At 61.9% G+C, this 14,440-nt stretch carries 19 protein-coding genes and 1 tRNA gene; 12 read left to right on the top strand and 8 right to left on the bottom strand.

Features of this window, described 5'->3' with window-relative positions; all coding sequences use genetic code 11:
* The 3 genes from WAB17_RS13300 to WAB17_RS13290 are packed head-to-tail and all read right to left on the bottom strand — an operon-like array spanning position 1 to position 2,472.
* Positions 1-771 carry a cyclase family protein gene (locus tag WAB17_RS13300; protein ID WP_435417823.1) on the bottom strand — a complete coding sequence of 257 codons (771 nt, stop codon included), beginning with the start codon at positions 769-771 and terminating at the stop codon, positions 1-3.
* Positions 772-802: 31 nt separating this feature from the next.
* Positions 803-1,912, bottom strand: a complete 1,110-nt coding sequence (aroB, locus tag WAB17_RS13295) for a 3-dehydroquinate synthase (RefSeq protein WP_435417822.1) — start codon at positions 1,910-1,912, stop codon at positions 803-805.
* Positions 1,903-2,472: a shikimate kinase gene (locus WAB17_RS13290; RefSeq protein ID WP_435417821.1), complete on the bottom strand. Its 570-nt coding sequence runs from the start codon at positions 2,470-2,472 to the stop codon at positions 1,903-1,905. The genes aroB and WAB17_RS13290 overlap by 10 nt, the downstream gene beginning before the upstream one ends.
* Before the next feature lie 92 nt (positions 2,473-2,564).
* Here WAB17_RS13290 and WAB17_RS13285 point away from each other — a divergent pair, with 92 nt between their 5' ends.
* The 5 genes from WAB17_RS13285 to WAB17_RS13265 all read left to right on the top strand — a co-directional run bounded on the left by WAB17_RS13285 (position 2,565) and on the right by WAB17_RS13265 (position 7,959).
* Positions 2,565-2,699, top strand: a complete 135-nt coding sequence (locus WAB17_RS13285) for a hypothetical protein (protein WP_435417820.1) — start codon at positions 2,565-2,567, stop codon at positions 2,697-2,699.
* 296 nt (positions 2,700-2,995) lie between these two features.
* Positions 2,996-4,546 carry a hypothetical protein gene (locus tag WAB17_RS13280; RefSeq protein WP_435417819.1) on the top strand — a complete coding sequence of 517 codons (1,551 nt, stop codon included), beginning with the start codon at positions 2,996-2,998 and terminating at the stop codon, positions 4,544-4,546.
* 6 nt (positions 4,547-4,552) lie between these two features.
* Entirely contained in the window at positions 4,553-5,446 is an 894-nt protein-coding gene (locus WAB17_RS13275; RefSeq protein WP_435417818.1) for a tyrosine recombinase, read from the top strand.
* A 9-nt stretch (positions 5,447-5,455) separates the two neighbouring features.
* Entirely contained in the window at positions 5,456-6,400 is a 945-nt protein-coding gene (locus WAB17_RS13270; RefSeq protein WP_435417817.1) for an acetyl-CoA carboxylase carboxyltransferase subunit alpha, read from the top strand.
* 83 nt (positions 6,401-6,483) lie between these two features.
* Positions 6,484-7,959 (top strand): M48 family metalloprotease, encoded by a 1,476-nt coding sequence (locus WAB17_RS13265; protein WP_435417816.1) that lies wholly within the window; start codon positions 6,484-6,486, stop codon positions 7,957-7,959.
* Positions 7,960-8,035: 76 nt separating this feature from the next.
* Here the strand turns inward: WAB17_RS13265 and WAB17_RS13260 are convergent, their stop codons facing one another.
* The 3 genes from WAB17_RS13260 to WAB17_RS13250 form a co-directional block, all read right to left on the bottom strand.
* Complete coding sequence (locus WAB17_RS13260) at positions 8,036-8,203, bottom strand: Flp family type IVb pilin (RefSeq protein WP_435417815.1); 168 nt, start codon at positions 8,201-8,203, stop codon at positions 8,036-8,038.
* Positions 8,204-8,323: 120 nt separating this feature from the next.
* Complete coding sequence (locus WAB17_RS13255; protein WP_435417814.1) at positions 8,324-8,491, bottom strand: Flp family type IVb pilin; 168 nt, start codon at positions 8,489-8,491, stop codon at positions 8,324-8,326.
* Positions 8,492-8,631: 140 nt separating this feature from the next.
* Positions 8,632-8,823 (bottom strand): Flp family type IVb pilin, encoded by a 192-nt coding sequence (locus tag WAB17_RS13250; protein ID WP_435417813.1) that lies wholly within the window; start codon positions 8,821-8,823, stop codon positions 8,632-8,634.
* Between the two features lie 101 nt (positions 8,824-8,924).
* Here WAB17_RS13250 and WAB17_RS13245 point away from each other — a divergent pair, with 101 nt between their 5' ends.
* The 5 genes from WAB17_RS13245 to WAB17_RS13225 all read left to right on the top strand — a co-directional run bounded on the left by WAB17_RS13245 (position 8,925) and on the right by WAB17_RS13225 (position 11,271).
* Complete coding sequence (locus WAB17_RS13245) at positions 8,925-9,323, top strand: (deoxy)nucleoside triphosphate pyrophosphohydrolase (RefSeq protein ID WP_435417812.1); 399 nt, start codon at positions 8,925-8,927, stop codon at positions 9,321-9,323.
* 60 nt (positions 9,324-9,383) lie between these two features.
* A tRNA-Arg gene (locus WAB17_RS13240) sits at positions 9,384-9,460 on the top strand.
* A gap of 110 nt (positions 9,461-9,570) precedes the next feature.
* Positions 9,571-10,062 carry a hemerythrin domain-containing protein gene (locus WAB17_RS13235; RefSeq protein WP_435417811.1) on the top strand — a complete coding sequence of 164 codons (492 nt, stop codon included), beginning with the start codon at positions 9,571-9,573 and terminating at the stop codon, positions 10,060-10,062.
* Positions 10,063-10,213: 151 nt separating this feature from the next.
* Positions 10,214-10,825 carry a GTP cyclohydrolase I FolE gene (gene folE, locus WAB17_RS13230; protein WP_435417810.1) on the top strand — a complete coding sequence of 204 codons (612 nt, stop codon included), beginning with the start codon at positions 10,214-10,216 and terminating at the stop codon, positions 10,823-10,825.
* Between the two features lie 23 nt (positions 10,826-10,848).
* The gene (locus WAB17_RS13225) at positions 10,849-11,271 is read left to right on the top strand and encodes a PaaI family thioesterase (RefSeq protein WP_435417809.1); all 423 of its coding nucleotides are present in this window, start codon (positions 10,849-10,851) and stop codon (positions 11,269-11,271) included.
* Here WAB17_RS13225 and WAB17_RS13220 read toward each other — a convergent pair.
* Positions 11,268-11,513 carry a hypothetical protein gene (locus WAB17_RS13220; protein ID WP_435417808.1) on the bottom strand — a complete coding sequence of 82 codons (246 nt, stop codon included), beginning with the start codon at positions 11,511-11,513 and terminating at the stop codon, positions 11,268-11,270. The two genes, WAB17_RS13225 and WAB17_RS13220, sit on opposite strands and share 4 nt — an antisense overlap.
* 123 nt (positions 11,514-11,636) lie before the next feature.
* Entirely contained in the window at positions 11,637-12,116 is a 480-nt protein-coding gene (locus WAB17_RS13215; protein WP_435417807.1) for a peroxiredoxin, read from the bottom strand.
* A 192-nt stretch (positions 12,117-12,308) separates the two neighbouring features.
* Here WAB17_RS13215 and WAB17_RS13210 point away from each other — a divergent pair, with 192 nt between their 5' ends.
* A complete protein-coding gene (locus WAB17_RS13210) occupies positions 12,309-12,782 on the top strand; it encodes an S-adenosyl-L-homocysteine hydrolase (RefSeq protein ID WP_435417806.1) in 474 nt (157 codons plus the stop codon).
* A gap of 142 nt (positions 12,783-12,924) precedes the next feature.
* Positions 12,925-14,343: an adenosylhomocysteinase gene (gene ahcY, locus WAB17_RS13205; protein WP_435417805.1), complete on the top strand. Its 1,419-nt coding sequence runs from the start codon at positions 12,925-12,927 to the stop codon at positions 14,341-14,343.
* Positions 14,344-14,440: the final 97 nt, after the last annotated feature.

The following is a 14,440-nucleotide window of genomic DNA, read 5'->3' as shown; positions in this document are numbered from 1 at the left end:
TCAGTCCGGCAGAATTGCGACGGCCCTGATCCAGCCCGCGCTGGCGCGCTCTATCTTCACCGGGAAGCAACTGAAAGTGAAGCCATGGCTGGGCAGGGCGGCAAGATTGGTCAGCTTCTCGATCTGGTAATAGGGCCGGATGCGGCCTGCCTTGTGGCCTTCCCAGATGATTGCCGGATCGCGCGTCTCGGCCCAGCGGCGGGCAGTGTGGCTGAAGGGCGCATCCCAGCTCCAGGCATCAGTGCCGACGACTTCGACGCCTCGTTCGGTCAGCCATAGCGTGGCCTCCGCGCCAAGGCCGACGCCTTGGTCGGTGAAGTTCTCCGTGCCGTAGATCGCGCCCGACCGGACCAGCACGATGTCGAGTGGCTGCAGGTCATAGCCGATCCGGTCGAATGCCTCCTCGACCTCAGCGGCGCTGACGACATGGCCGTGCGGCAAATGGCTGAAATCGAGCTTCACCCCCGGGCGAAAGAACCGGTCGAGCGGCGCTTCGTCGATGCTCGGGGCCGGGGCGACACCGCCGTCGGTGGTCGAATGATAGTGCCACGGCGCGTCCATATGGGTGCCGTTGTGGGTGCTCAGTTCGAGCATCTCGACAGCCCAGCCTTCGCCGTCGGGAAGGTCCGCCTTCTCCAGCCCCGGGAAGAACATGGCGATCTGCTGCCAGGTATCCTCATGGGTCATGTAGGCGATCTTCGGACGCATCACTTCGGGGTCGGAGACGACATCGTTGGTGATCGGGATCGAAAGGTCGATGAAGCGCGTCACGCGGGCATCATCGCCCTTGCCGACAAACGCGTCAATCGGGACTAAGCTGCTCGTCGAGGAAGCGTGCGACATCGTCCAGCGACACGTCCCTTGCGAGATAGGCTTGCCCGATCCCGCGCAGCAACAGGAAGGGGAGGGTGCCGGCGTCCATTTTCTTGTCGTGCAGCATATGCCCGACCAGCGTCGCACCGTCTGCGTCCATGCCGAGATCGCGCACATCGCATGGCAAGCCGCATGCAGCGATGACGTCCGCTACGTGGCGTGCATCCTTGTGGGTCATGTCCCCGCGCCGCGCCGAGTAACGCGCGGCGAGCACCAAGCCGAGTGCTACACCTTCCCCGTGTAGCAAGCGGTCGGAAAAGCCGGTTTCCGTTTCCAGTGCATGGCCGAAGGTGTGGCCTAGGTTGAGAAGGGCGCGTGCACCCGTCGTTTCCCGCTCGTCTTCAGCCACAATCCGCGCCTTGGCGGCTACACTTGCCGTAATAGCGTACTCGAGTGCGTGTTCGTCTCCGGCAAGGACGGCCGCGCCATGCTTTTCGAGCCAGGTGAAAAATTCTTGATCGCCAAGGAGGCCATATTTGAGCACTTCGGCATAGCCAGCCCGCATTTCGCGTTCAGCGAGCGTTGCCAGGGTCGAGGTGTCGGCCAGGACGAGGGAAGGCTGGTGAAACGCTCCGACCAGGTTCTTTCCCGCTGCGGTGTTGATGGCGGTTTTGCCGCCGACCGAGCTGTCGACCTGTGCGAGCAGGGTAGTGGGAATCTGGATGAAGCCGCAGCCGCGCTTGAGGATTGCACAGGCGAAGCCGGCAAGGTCACCCACGACACCACCTCCGAGCGCGACGACATGATCGCCGCGTTCGACTCCGCGCGCAAGCAGCCAGTCCGTCAGGGTTTGCAACCCGCTCCAGCTCTTCGAATCTTCGCCCGGGGCCACAAGGAACAGTTCGACCGTGTGTCCCGCTTCCCCGAGTGCTTCCGTCAGCGTCTCGCCGTGATGCGCCCAGGCATTGGCATCCGCCACGACCGGCACCGCCTGCCGCCGAAGAAACGGCGCAGCCAGGGCGCCTGCCTTCGACAACAGCCCGCGCTCCACAAAAACATCATAGCTTCGGCCTGCAAGCTCGACACGAATCACAGCCATTGGTCTATTGCCTCCAGAATACGGGTTGCCGTTGACAAATGTGGCCCCTCGTCGCTGCGAACATGGATTGGCGCCTGGGCATAATAGGGTTCACGCTGCTCGCTCAGTCGTGAAAGGATTTCGGCCGGGTTCCCGTTCTTCAGAAGCGGCCGCGTGCTCCTGCGCGACGTGCGTTCGACCAGCGTGGCAAGGTCGGCCTGTATCCAGACGGCAATGGCCTGATCGAGGATCAGGGCCCTGGTCTCGTCGTTGACGAAGGCACCCCCTCCGGTGGCAATCACGCCGTGGCCCTGCTCGATAAGGCGCGCGATCACGCGGCGTTCGCCGTCGCGAAAATAGGCTTCACCGAACTGCGAGAAGATTTCGGAGACTGACATCTGGGCTGCCTGCTCGATCGCTTCGTCGGCATCTACAAAATCGCGACCGAGGAGATTGGCCACCCTCCGTCCGACGGTCGACTTTCCCGCACCCATCATGCCGACAAGCACGATCGGTCGGTCGATACGCGGCGCTATCTGGTCAATCCGGACGGTGCCGGGCGGGTCGGCTCGCTCTTGCATTGCCGCACGGCCTAGAGATGGGCTAGGGCGAAGGCAACAAAGGGTAAGTTTTGCTGGAAGCGGAATCCTCTATGCGTCGCAGGCGGACGGGCATGGGCCCCGGCCGAGTTGCCATGGCGGCGCTTGGCCTGGTGCTTCTAGTCCTGCTGTGGGCATGGTGGGATGCGGGGCGGACGCCGCTCCGTCCGATCGAGCAGGCAGTCCCGGTACCGGAGAATATGGAATGATGCGATGGGTTGTGTGCGGGTTGATGGCAGGTGCGGGTGCGCTGGCTCTGACGACCGCCGTGGCCGGTGCCAGCGCCAGCCCTGAATCGCTTTTGCCGCCAGGGTTCGACGATCCTACGCCGGCGCCCACGCCGCGGCCTGCGCCGGCTCCCCGACCCTCGTCCGCGAATGGTGCTGCGGCGCCAGCAGCGCCTTCCCCGGATGTCCGCGTGCCCAGTGGCGTCTCCGGCGCGGTTGCACCTCCATCCCCAGCGTCGATTCCGGCAAACCTTCCTTCGTTGCGCGAACTCGAACGCATGAGCCCTGACGAGCTCGACGAACTTTTCGGTCTCAAGCCGAAGTTCGACATGCCGCCGGGTGCCCGCCGCTCGATGGAGCGGGTCGGCATTTTGGGCCAGAGCGAGGGCGGGTTGCCTGCCCGGTCGCTCGGCAACCAGCCCGAAGGACTGGTGCGCGCCTCGCTCGCAGGACTTCGCCAGCCGATGGTGTCGCGGTGGGGCCATATCCTGTTGCGTCGGGCCCTTTCCAGTCGCCTGAAGGCGCCCGCAGGAATGGCCCCGGCGGAGTTTGCCGGTTTGCGGGCCCAGGCGCTCAATGCAATCGGAGAGTTCGAGGCCGCCCGCGCGGTGGCGCAGGACGTCGACGTGGGCAACTGGTCGGTAGGGTTGACCAACGCTGCCGTCGATGCGGCGATTGCGACAGGGGACATTACCGCTGCCTGTCCCGCAGTGAGGTTCCGCACTGCGCTGCGAAAGGATGCCGAATGGCAGATGCTGGGCGCGATCTGTAAGGCCTTTGCAGGGGAAAGCGCCAGCGCTCGCAGCGAATTAATCCGCATGAGAAGCCAGGGAAAGGCACCCGCCATCGATGTGCTGCTCGCACAGCGATATGCCGGTGCGGCAGGTCGGGGACGGAGTGCCGTCAATCTAGAATGGGACAAGGTCGAGGAACTCAATCCCTGGCGCTACGGGCTTGCGGTTGCCTTGGGTGCGGAAATTCCCGAAAGCCTGACCGACAATCCGCAACCCTATTACCAGCGCGTGGCGGCCAGGAACCCAGCCCTGCCAGTCGCGCAGAGGCTTGCCGCGGCAGACCTCGCTGCGTCCGAAGGGATCCTGTCTTCCAATGCTCTGATCGACCTTTACTCCCAATATTGGGCAGCCAATGGCAGCGAGGGGAATTTCGGAGGCATGGCAGGGCAATTGCGGACGGCTTACCTGGCAGCCGATCCTGCGGCCCGCCTCGCCGCGATGAAGTCGCTGTGGGATGGCGACTCGCCCCGGTATTCGCGGCTGGTTCTTACGTCGCATGCTGCTGGCAGAATGCCGGTGACGGAGGCATTGGTGAACGATTCCGACGCGCTGGTCGCGTCGATGCTGTCCGCAGGCCTGGACCGCGATGCGCTGGAATGGGGGCCAATAGTCCCCGAAGGAAGCTCAGCATGGGCGCAGCTCGTCCTGGTGCAGCCCAGCCGCTCCAACCCGGTCGCAAGCAGCGCGATCGAGAATTTCATGGACGACGACCCAAGCCAAGGCCAACGGAGGTCCGCTTTTCTCGTGGCCGGCCTTGCCGGCCTGGACCGGCTCGAAGCCGGTGCCGCCGCAGAGCTGTCCGAAACGCTCGGCATGGATCTTGACCGCCAGACCCGCTGGACCCGCCTCATTTCTCGCGCTGCGCAACTCCGTAACCAGCCCCTGACGGTATACCTGGCGGGTATTGGGATGCAGGGCGACGGGTGGGACAAGATGACGCCGCTTCATCTCTACACGATCGTTCGCGCATTGAATGCCGCCGGGCTGGGGGCGGAGGCGCGGCTTATCGCTGCGGAGGCTGTCGCCCGAGGCTGACGAGCAATGCATCGGGCCTCCGCTGAGATCGATGAATTTCTCGCCATGCTGGCTGCCGAACGCGGGGCGACCGCGAACACGCTTGACGCCTATCGACGAGACCTGGTTGCAGCAGAACAAATGCTGGGCCCGCTGGCGAAGGTGTCCAGAGCGGACCTCGCGAGACTTGGCGGGGCATGGGCGAAGCTCGCTCCTTCGACGGTAGCGCGCAAATCATCGGCATTGCGGCAGTTTTTCGGCTTTCTCGTGGACGAGGGACTTACTTCGGAGGATGTCTCCGGCGCGCTTCCCCGCGTTGCCGCACGAAGACCGCTTCCCAAGATTCTCTCTCACGATGAAATCGACCGGCTTTTCGAACAGGCACAGGGGGAAGCCGACCGTCCGGATGCGCCGCAGACAGCCTTGCGCCAGCTGGTGCTTCTCGAACTGTTGTATGGTTCTGGTTTACGGGCGACGGAGCTGGTTTCACTCCCGCTTTCCGCAGTGCCTCGCGACGCACCTTTCGTCACGGTCATGGGGAAAGGCGGGCAGGCGAGAATGGCACCGGTAAGCCGGAGGGCGATGCAAGCGCTCTCGCATTGGCTCGCTGGCCGGACGGACCAGTCGCCCTGGCTGTTTCCCTCGGGCGCGAAGCATCTGACCCGGATCAGGCTGTACCAGCTCCTGAAGGACCTGGCCGCGCGGGCAGGTCTCGACCCTGCAAAAGTCAGTCCGCATGTCTTGCGGCATGCGTTTGCCACGCATCTCCTGGAAGGAGGAGCCGATTTGAGGGTCCTGCAGACCTTGCTCGGTCATGCCGATATTGCGACCACGCAAATCTATACGCATGTCGATTCCGCGCGTCTTGTTGCGCTCGTCAATGAGCGGCACCCGCTTGCGGAAAGGCATCAGGGGGACTAGCGCGGCACCATGAACGCTTACCTCGATTTCGAGAAACCTGTCGCCCAGCTGGAAACGCGCATCGCTGAATTGCGCGCCGCAGCCGAGGGCGACGAGGTCGACATTTCCAACGAGCTGCGGCGGCTTGAGCGCAAGAGTGCCGAACTCCTCGCCAGCACCTACGCTGCCCTCAGCCCGTGGCAGAAGACGCAGGTGGCGCGGCACCCGCAACGCCCGCACTTCCGTGATTTCGTCGCCCACGCGTTCGACCGCTTCGTGCCGCTGGGCGGGGATCGCCTCTACGGTGACGACGAAGCCATCATGGGCGGATTTGCCACCCTCAACGGCCGCCAGATTGTCCTCATCGGCCATGAGAAGGGTCATGACACGGAAAGCCGCCTGCGGCACAATTTCGGCATGGGCAAGCCCGAGGGCTATCGCAAGGCGATCAGGCTGATGCAGCTGGCCGACCGTTTTGGCCTTCCGGTGGTGACCCTCGTCGATACCTCGGGCGCTTTCCCGGGTGTCGAAGCTGAGGAGCGGGGGCAGGCAGAAGCTATCGCGCGATCGACCGAGGCATGTCTTGCCCTGGGCGTACCGATGGTGGCGACGATCGTGGGCGAGGGCGGCTCGGGCGGCGCCGTGGCACTAGCAAGCGCGGAACGGGTGCTGATGCTGGAACACGCTGTTTACTCCGTAATTTCGCCGGAGGGCTGTGCTTCCATTTTGTGGCGCACCGCAGAGCGTGCTCCCGATGCCGCCGAAGCGATGAAGGTTACGGCGCAGCATCTCAAGGATCTCGGTGTGATCGACCGTATCGTGAAAGAACCTGTGGGCGGTGCACATCGCGACCCGGCTGCGGCATCCGCAGCGCTGGGCAGCGCGATCGACGAGGAACTGACCTCTCTCAGTGCTCTGCCTCCCGATGGCCTGCGGCGCATGCGGGAAGAACGCTTTCTCCGCATTGGAGCCTAATCGACTTTGCTGCGTTTATGGGTCCGAAAGGCCCGAAATGGCCTCTTGATCCTTGGAAGACCGAACAGGAGGAGACGCCGCAGATGTTCAGAAACAGAAAAATAGGGTTACTCGCCACCGCTGCTGCAGCCGTGACACTCGGCGGATGCATGGGCGGGGGAGGGTCGATCCCGAGCGCTTCTGCGCCCATCACCCAGAGCGAGGCGCAGCAGGGTGCCCAGGCCCATCCGCAGCTGCTGGCCGAATTCGGCGGTGCCATGACCGGCCCTCAGGCCAGCTATGTCGAGCAGATCGGGAAGAACGTCGCGGTCCAGTCGGGTCTCGGCAACGCGCGCGAAAGTTTCACCGTCAGCCTCGTCAACAGCTCGGTCAACAATGCTTTCGCAATCCCCGGAGGGTATATCTACACCACCCGGCAACTCGTCACGCTGATGAACAACGAGGCCGAACTGGCCGCTGTTCTCGGGCACGAAGTCGGTCACGTGGCGGCGCGCCACTCGCAGCGCCGCCAGCAGACTGCGCAGCGCAACTCGATCATCGGACTTCTGGGCACGATCGCCTCCAGCGTCCTTCTTGGCGACACCGGCCTCGGAAACACTATTTCCAATGTGTTCCAGCAAGGGTCGCAACTGCTCACACTACGGTTCTCGCGTACGCAGGAACTGGAAGCTGACGACCTCGGCATCAGGTACCTGTCACAGGCCGGATATGATCCGCAGGCGATGAGTACTGTCCTTCGCAGCCTGGCGTTGCAAAACAATTTGGATGCACAGCTTCAAGGGCGCAACGCCTCGATCCCGGAGTGGGCATCCACCCATCCCGATCCTGCGAGTCGCGTCACCAGCGCCAGCCAGAAGGCGCAAGGTCTGCCGGGGACCGTCACCAACCGTGACACTTTCCTCACGCGCATCAACGGACTTCTTTACGGAGATGATCCCGCGCAGGGCGTGATCGAGGGCCAGGATTTCATCCATCCGGACCTGCGTCTGCGCTTCACCGCTCCCAACGGCTTCTACATGGTCAACGGGACGCGGGCGGTCAGCATCAACGGCCAGTCGGGGCAGGCCCAGCTTACTACCGCTGCCTATAGCGGCAATCTTGACAGCTACGTCCGGGCAGCCTTTGCAGCTCTGGGCGGCAACCAGCAACAGCTTGCGCCATCATCCGTCCAGAGCACGACCATCAACGGACTGAAAGCGGCCTATGGCACAGCCCGGGTCAATAATGGCTCGAGCCAGGTGGACGTAACCGTATTCGCTTACGAGTTCTCGCCTAACCAGGCCTTCCACTTCCAGGCGGTGACTGCCGCCGGCCGAAGCGATGTCTTTACGAACATGTTCCGTTCCCTGCGCCGTATCTCGACGACGGAAGCCGCGGCTGTGGTTCCGCGCCGTATCGAGGTTGTCACTGTGGGCCGCGGCGATACCGTAGCCTCGCTCGCGCGGCGGATGGCCTATGACAATGCGCAGGTCGAACGGTTCAGGGTGCTTAACGGCCTGTCCGGTACGCAGGAATTGCAGGCAGGGCAGAAGGTGAAGCTCGTCGTGCGGGGCCGTTGAGCACACGTCTCGCATGCACAAAGAAAAACGGCGGGGATTGCTCCCCGCCGTTTTCCGTTTGTCGATTATCAGTCGATTAGACCGAAGCCATCGAGGTCGAAACGCCGCCGAAGGTGTTCTTCAGCTGGTTGCCGAGGCCCGACATCGCGGTGATGGCGGCGACGGCGATCAGGGCAGCGATCAGGCCGTATTCAATGGCGGTCGCGCCTTCGTTGTCCTGCATGAGGTTCTTGAAGAAAGTCATCTGTAGTCTCCTGGTTTCAGTCTTCGGTACCCGACTCTTTCCAGTGATCCGGATCGAGCGAATTTCGGTGTAAAGTTGAGCGGTTGACAAAATCCTAAAGCGGATGGCGGAAATTTGGGCTCAGACGGACGCCATCGAGGTCGAGACGCGGCCGAAGGTGTTCTTGAGCTGGTTGCCGAGGCCGGACATGGCCGAAATGGCGGCAACGGCAATCAGTGCGGCGATAAGGCCGTATTCGATAGCGGTTGCACCTTGGTCGTCCTGCATGAGATCGCGGAAGAGGTTCATGGAGTGTTCCCGTCATTGGAATGGTTGATAAAAAGGGCTCGGTTGCGAGGTCGCTGAAAGCTCTTCTACCCGGGAGGTGGAACCGACTGGTTAAGCCGAATGGCTAACGCCGACTTAATGTTGGATTTTTTGACAATCGGTTAGACGGAGCCGGCCTGGCTCATCGCCGCGCTGGACGTGTTCGTCACAGTGTTCCAGACGTTCGAAGTCGCGTTGCCAACGCTTGCGACCGCACCCACCATCGCGAGAAATACCATGGCGAGGATAAGACCATACTCGACGGCAGTTGCGCCGGAGCGGTCGTCCAGAAGCTTTTTGATCAGCTTGAGCATGCAAATTACCACCCCATAGAGTCCGTTCGCATGCGTTTTCGGCCCGCAGGGTTAAGAATTGGTTTTCGGAGCGTATTTCGATGACAGAAAATTTTACACCCATGCTGGTCGTGGCCGCTGTCCTGGTCGACGGCGAGGGGCGGTGGCTGTTGCACCGGCGTCCGCCCGACAAGGAGCACGGCGGATTATGGGAGTTTCCCGGAGGAAAAGTCGAACAGGGAGAGATGCCAACCGAAGCGATCGTGAGGGAAATGGCCGAAGAGACGGGGATCGACCTTTCTCGGGCCGATCTGGATCCCGTGGGTTTTGCCACATCGAACAGACGCGACACCCGGCGTCCGATCGTCATACTTCTTTACAAGGTGACGCAATGGGAGGGGGACCTCGTGTCGCTAGAAGGGGGCATTCTCGAATGGTTCGAGCCCGACGCCGTGAACGCGTTATCCAAGCCGCCGCTCGACACCGAGCTTGTCCGCCAGCTCGCCCGGATTTCGGCATGAAAGCGCCTCAAAAGGGATTGCCAATGATGAAAGGCGCTTCTATGTGCCGCCCTCCAACGCGCACCCGTAGCTCAGCTGGATAGAGCACCAGACTACGAATCTGGGGGTCGGACGTTCGAATCGTTCCGGGTGCGCCATCCAAAGGCCGTCCTTCTCTGGAAGGGCGGCCTTTCGTGTTTGGGGCCCGATGCGGAACCGGCGTGGCATACCTCCGTTGCTGTTACAAACCCTCACAGGAGTATGACCCATGGCCGCTAGCCAAGACATTTTCGACCGCCTCCAGTCGGACCACGACAAGCATCGGGAGCTGCTGGACCGCATTGCCGACACCAGCGGCGACACGCAGGAGCGTCGCGATCTTTTCGAGGAGTTTACCAAGGAAGTGAAGGCGCACGCCGCAGCCGAGGAACAGGCACTGTATTCGACGATGATGCGCAAGCCTGCCACGACTGACGAAACCCGTCACTCGGTCGCCGAACACCACGAGCTCGACGAGCTGCTGAACGATCTCGCCGCGACGGACATGTCGTCGTCGGCGTGGCTGCAAAAGTTCAAACATCTCGATCACGAGTACCGCCACCACATCGAGGAAGAGGAAGAAGAACATTTCCCCGACTTCGCAAAGCATCTCACCGATCAGGATGTCATGCACATGCGGGAGGTGTTCGACCGCCGCAAGAAGGCCGAGAAAACCGAGGCGGAGGTAACGCCCGAGAAGATGGAAGAGGCCAAGGCATAACCGAGATCCCGACAGCCTTCTTTGTACCCGGTCTTTCGGACCGGGTTACACTCTGGCCGTCGCTTCCTATCTGGCCCTTTGCGGCATGACCCTGCGGGGCTATGTCTCCAGAGGGGGAGGGATTTTCCATCCCCGATAACAGGGGCAATGTATGGGCTGCGATGCCGATCACGATGGTAGTGGCGTCTCTTCGAAACCGGATGTGCCGCAAGAGGTGCAGAACGCGATAAGGACGCTGATTAAGTGGGCAGGCGATGATCCGGATCGCGAAGGGCTGCTCGATACACCCAAAAGGGTTGGACGCGCCTGGCTGGAGTATTGCCAGGGTTACAGCGAGGATCCTGCCGTCCATCTCTCGCGCGTCTTCGAGGAAGTGGGGGGCTACGACGAAATCGTGCTCCTCAAGGACATTCCGTTCCAGAGCCATTGCGAGCACCACATGGCACCCATTACGGGCAAGGCCGCGATCGCCTATCTTCCCAAGCGTCATGTCGTAGGAATTTCCAAACTCGCACGGGTCCTCCACGGCTACGGCCGCCGCCTGCAGATCCAGGAACGCCTTACGGCAGAAGTCGCGCAATGCATCTGGGACAATCTGGACCCGCACGGAGTTGCGGTGGTGATTGAGGCCCAACACGGATGCATGACGGGGCGGGGCGTTCGCACGCCCGGCGTCAACATGGTAACCAGCCGCCTTCTGGGGTGTTTCCTCGAAGACCACAGGAGCCGCAAAGAAGTACTGAGCCTGATGGGCTATGGCTGAAGCGGTCCGCGGGAGGGGGCGGGATGTCCGCGCTTGAACCGGTGATGACACTCGATGAGCTGTCGAGCTTTTTCGTCGAGGCTTTTCCGGCGCATGGCCAGACGAATCACCGCTTCGACAGGATCGAGCCAGGCTGGCTGCGCTCTACCATGATCCCTTCCGACGATATGCTGCGACCTGGCCAGCTCGTGTCCGGCCCTTCGCAAATGGCCTTGGCAGACCGCGTGGCCTATGCCGTGATACTCGCTCACATCGGCCCGGTCGCCATGGCCGTGACCAGCAATCTGAACATGAGCTTCCTGCGCCCCGTCCTAGTAAAGCCGGTCTTTGCAGATGCGTATCTGATCAAGCTGGGTAAACGACTGGCAACAGTCGATGTGGGGCTGTGGCAGGACAGCGAGAATACTCCGGTCGCGCAGGCAACCGTCACTTACGCCATACCCTAACTCCCGGCGAACAATCGCCGCCAGAACGACGGTCGTTTCCGCTGCGGCGGAATGTGCCCGGAAACCTGGAACATGTGATTCGCCAGGAGAACGGCCTGGTCCTTGCGGATCATGATCCGGCGTTCCTCGATAACCCGTTCACCGTCATCGCGGTGGGCGCTCTGCAACCGCAACAGCACCCTGTCGGCATAGTCATCGAAGGCCCACCCGACGAGCACCTCGTAGTAATCAGTTTCCGCCATCTGCGGTCGCCCCTCGCTGCTGCCCTTCCAGAACAGCTTGTAACAAGAAAGGCCCGCCGACAAGATCGCCGGCGGGCCTGTTTCGTCGAGGGACTAACGGCCTTGGCGGCAGGAGACCTATTCCTAGAGCTGCCCCAGCAGGTGCTCGGCGCTCGACACGGAAAAATCGCCCGGCGCTTCGACATTGAGTTCGGTCACCTTGCCGTTTTCGACGATCATCGAATAGCGCTGGCTGCGAGTTCCGAGACCGAATCCGCTACCATCCATGGTCAGGCCGATCGCCTTGGCGAAATCCCCGTTTCCATCGGCAAGGAAGGTGATGTCCGGCGACCCGTCCGCCTTTTGCCAGGCGCCCATCACGAAGGGGTCGTTGACGGAGGTGCAGACGATTTCATCGACACCCTTAGCCTTCAGTTCGTCTGCCTTCTCGACAAATCCGGGAAGATGCTTGGCGGAGCAGGTAGGGGTGAATGCGCCCGGGACGGCGAACAGCGCGACCTTCTTGCCGGCGAAATAATCGGCTGACTGGACCTGTTCCGGGCCTGACTCGGTCGGTTTGACGAGAGTGACGTTGGGAAGCGTTTCGCCCTTGGAGATCGACATGTCGGATAATTCCTTCCTGCTAGACATATTGGTGACCAGCCCGACAGATAGGCGGCATTGGAAACTGTGCAATGGTCTGGTTGCAACACGAACCTTGGTTAATCGCGGTTTACCTTCCACGTTTAAGAACGGGTAAACGGGGGAGCGCAGTTTCCGTCTCGCGGGCGAAGGGGGTCCGCGGGGAGACTGAACATGAAAATTACCGGGTTGCGGGCGCATGCGGCGTCCCTTGGGGTCGTGCTGGCCGTGCTGGCATCGGTACCGGCGCAGGCAATGTATTCCCATGGCGAGGCGGAAGCATTGCGAAAGCTCGATATCATGCTGATGGTGAGCTCGCTGAGATGTCGTTTCGGGGAAGACAATTTCCAGGCCGATTACGAGCGCTTTTCGGCCCGCCATCTGAGCACGCTGAACGGAGCCTATCGAACGCTTCATGACGGGCTTTCCCGCACGCACGGTCCGAAACGTGCGACGAGAATGCTGGACGATATCAGCGTAAAGATGGCGAACCGGTATGGTCTCGGTCATCCATGGCTGGATTGCCGGCAGCTAAAGGAAGTCACCCGCGAGCTTGCCGACCGGAGAAGCGGTGACGAATTGCTGGCGGACGCAGGTTATCTGCTGGCAGACGGGCCGGGGACAGGGAGGATGATTGCCGCGCGGTAGGGGCAGCTCTTACGGCAGCTCGCATCATCATATAAAGATATCTTTATATTTGCCCTGAGCGGGCGCTGTCGCTAAGGCGCGCGGCATTATTGTCGCGCGCACGCCTGCTCATCGGCGTGCAAGCCGTTTCAAGGAGCATCGCATGGCAACCCTCGCTGCCGCCAACGATTATGTCATCAAGGATATCGCGCTCGCCAAGTACGGCCGCGACGAGATCGCCATCGCCGAAACCGAAATGCCGGGCCTCATGGCCTTGCGCAGCGAGTACGGCGCGTCGCAGCCATTGAAGGGTGCGCGCATCACCGGCTCGCTGCATATGACGATTCAGACCGCGGTGCTGATCGAAACGCTGGTCGCACTGGGCGCCGAAGTGCGCTGGGCGACCTGCAACATCTTCTCGACGCAGGATCATGCCGCAGCAGCCATTGCAGAACAGGGCATCCCGGTCTTCGCAGTGAAGGGCGAAAGCCTGGCCGACTACTGGGACTATGTCGGCCGTATCTTCGACTGGGCAACCGACGAAGACCCCGACCGCACCACCAACATCATCCTCGATGATGGCGGCGATGCGACCATGTTCGCTCTGTGGGGCGCGCGGATCGAAGCGGGCGAGGAAATGCCCGAGCCGGCGAATGCCGAGGAAATCGAATTCCAGCGCGCGCTCAAGGCATTCATCAAGGACCGTCCCGGTTACCTGACCAAATCGGTCAAGAACATCGTCGGCGTGTCGGAAGAAACAACCACCGGCGTGCACCGGCTCTATCACCTGGCCAAGCAGGGCAAGCTGCCGTTCCCGGCGATCAACGTGAACGACAGCGTCACCAAGTCGAAGTTCGACAACCTCTACGGCTGCCGCGAATCGCTGGTCGACGCCATCCGCCGCGCCACCGACGTGATGCTGAGCGGCAAGGTCGCTTGCGTCGCCGGCTTCGGCGATGTCGGCAAGGGCTCGGCCCAGTCGCTGCGCAATGGCGGCGCGCGCGTGCTCGTCACCGAAATCGACCCCATCTGCGCTCTGCAGGCGGCGATGGACGGGTTCGAAGTCGTGACCATGGAAGAGGCCGTGACCAAGGCCGACATCTTCGTCACCGCGACCGGCAACGAGCATGTCATCACCGCTGCCCACATGGAGGCGATGAAGGACAAGGCGATCGTCTGCAACATCGGTCACTTCGACAGCGAGATCCAGATCTCGGCGCTCAACAACTACGAATGGAACGAGCTCAAGCCGGGCACCGACCTGGTCAAGTTCCCCGATGGCAAGGAAATCATCGTCCTCGGCCAGGGCCGCCTGGTGAACCTCGCCTGCGCAACCGGCCACCCGAGCTTCGTGATGAGCTTCAGCTTCACCAACCAGACGCTGGCCCAGATCGAACTTTGGACCAAGGGCGACCAGTACCAGAACGACGTCTATGTCCTGCCCAAGCACCTCGACGAAAAGGTCGCGGCGCTGCACCTCGACAAGCTTGGCGTGAAGCTGACCAAGCTGAGCCAGGTCCAGGCCGATTACATCGGCGTTCCGGTGGAAGGCCCGTTCAAGCCGGATCACTATCGCTACTGATAGCTTCGCTTTGGCGCGTATTCATGGGGAGCCCTCGCAATTGCGGGGGCTTTTCCTTTTTGTGGCGGTTGCATCGCGGTCGCACGCAGCATAGCTG

Origin of the sequence: Parerythrobacter aurantius, from assembly GCF_045291475.1 — a bacterium.
Taxonomy (GTDB): domain Bacteria; phylum Pseudomonadota; class Alphaproteobacteria; order Sphingomonadales; family Sphingomonadaceae; genus Parerythrobacter; species Parerythrobacter aurantius.
The sequence above is the reverse complement of the archived record's forward strand: the minus strand, read 5'-3'. Positions and strand labels throughout refer to the sequence as shown.

Excerpts from the sequence above, each read along its gene's own strand:
- aroB (WP_435417822.1), bottom strand. The coding sequence starts at position 1,912 with ATGGCTGTGATTCGTGTCGAGCTTGCAGGCCGAAGCTATGATGTTTTT.
- WAB17_RS13290 (WP_435417821.1), bottom strand. The coding sequence starts at position 2,472 with ATGCAAGAGCGAGCCGACCCGCCCGGCACCGTCCGGATTGACCAGATA.
- WAB17_RS13285 (WP_435417820.1), top strand. The coding sequence starts at position 2,565 with ATGGGCCCCGGCCGAGTTGCCATGGCGGCGCTTGGCCTGGTGCTTCTA.
- WAB17_RS13280 (WP_435417819.1), top strand. The coding sequence starts at position 2,996 with ATGAGCCCTGACGAGCTCGACGAACTTTTCGGTCTCAAGCCGAAGTTC.
- WAB17_RS13275 (WP_435417818.1), top strand. The coding sequence starts at position 4,553 with ATGCATCGGGCCTCCGCTGAGATCGATGAATTTCTCGCCATGCTGGCT.
- WAB17_RS13270 (WP_435417817.1), top strand. The coding sequence starts at position 5,456 with ATGAACGCTTACCTCGATTTCGAGAAACCTGTCGCCCAGCTGGAAACG.
- WAB17_RS13265 (WP_435417816.1), top strand. The coding sequence starts at position 6,484 with ATGTTCAGAAACAGAAAAATAGGGTTACTCGCCACCGCTGCTGCAGCC.
- WAB17_RS13260 (WP_435417815.1), bottom strand. The coding sequence starts at position 8,203 with ATGACTTTCTTCAAGAACCTCATGCAGGACAACGAAGGCGCGACCGCC.
- WAB17_RS13255 (WP_435417814.1), bottom strand. The coding sequence starts at position 8,491 with ATGAACCTCTTCCGCGATCTCATGCAGGACGACCAAGGTGCAACCGCT.
- WAB17_RS13250 (WP_435417813.1), bottom strand. The coding sequence starts at position 8,823 with ATGCTCAAGCTGATCAAAAAGCTTCTGGACGACCGCTCCGGCGCAACT.
- WAB17_RS13245 (WP_435417812.1), top strand. The coding sequence starts at position 8,925 with ATGCTGGTCGTGGCCGCTGTCCTGGTCGACGGCGAGGGGCGGTGGCTG.
- WAB17_RS13235 (WP_435417811.1), top strand. The coding sequence starts at position 9,571 with ATGGCCGCTAGCCAAGACATTTTCGACCGCCTCCAGTCGGACCACGAC.
- folE (WP_435417810.1), top strand. The coding sequence starts at position 10,214 with ATGGGCTGCGATGCCGATCACGATGGTAGTGGCGTCTCTTCGAAACCG.
- WAB17_RS13225 (WP_435417809.1), top strand. The coding sequence starts at position 10,849 with ATGTCCGCGCTTGAACCGGTGATGACACTCGATGAGCTGTCGAGCTTT.
- WAB17_RS13220 (WP_435417808.1), bottom strand. The coding sequence starts at position 11,513 with ATGGCGGAAACTGATTACTACGAGGTGCTCGTCGGGTGGGCCTTCGAT.
- WAB17_RS13215 (WP_435417807.1), bottom strand. The coding sequence starts at position 12,116 with ATGTCGATCTCCAAGGGCGAAACGCTTCCCAACGTCACTCTCGTCAAA.
- WAB17_RS13210 (WP_435417806.1), top strand. The coding sequence starts at position 12,309 with ATGAAAATTACCGGGTTGCGGGCGCATGCGGCGTCCCTTGGGGTCGTG.
- ahcY (WP_435417805.1), top strand. The coding sequence starts at position 12,925 with ATGGCAACCCTCGCTGCCGCCAACGATTATGTCATCAAGGATATCGCG.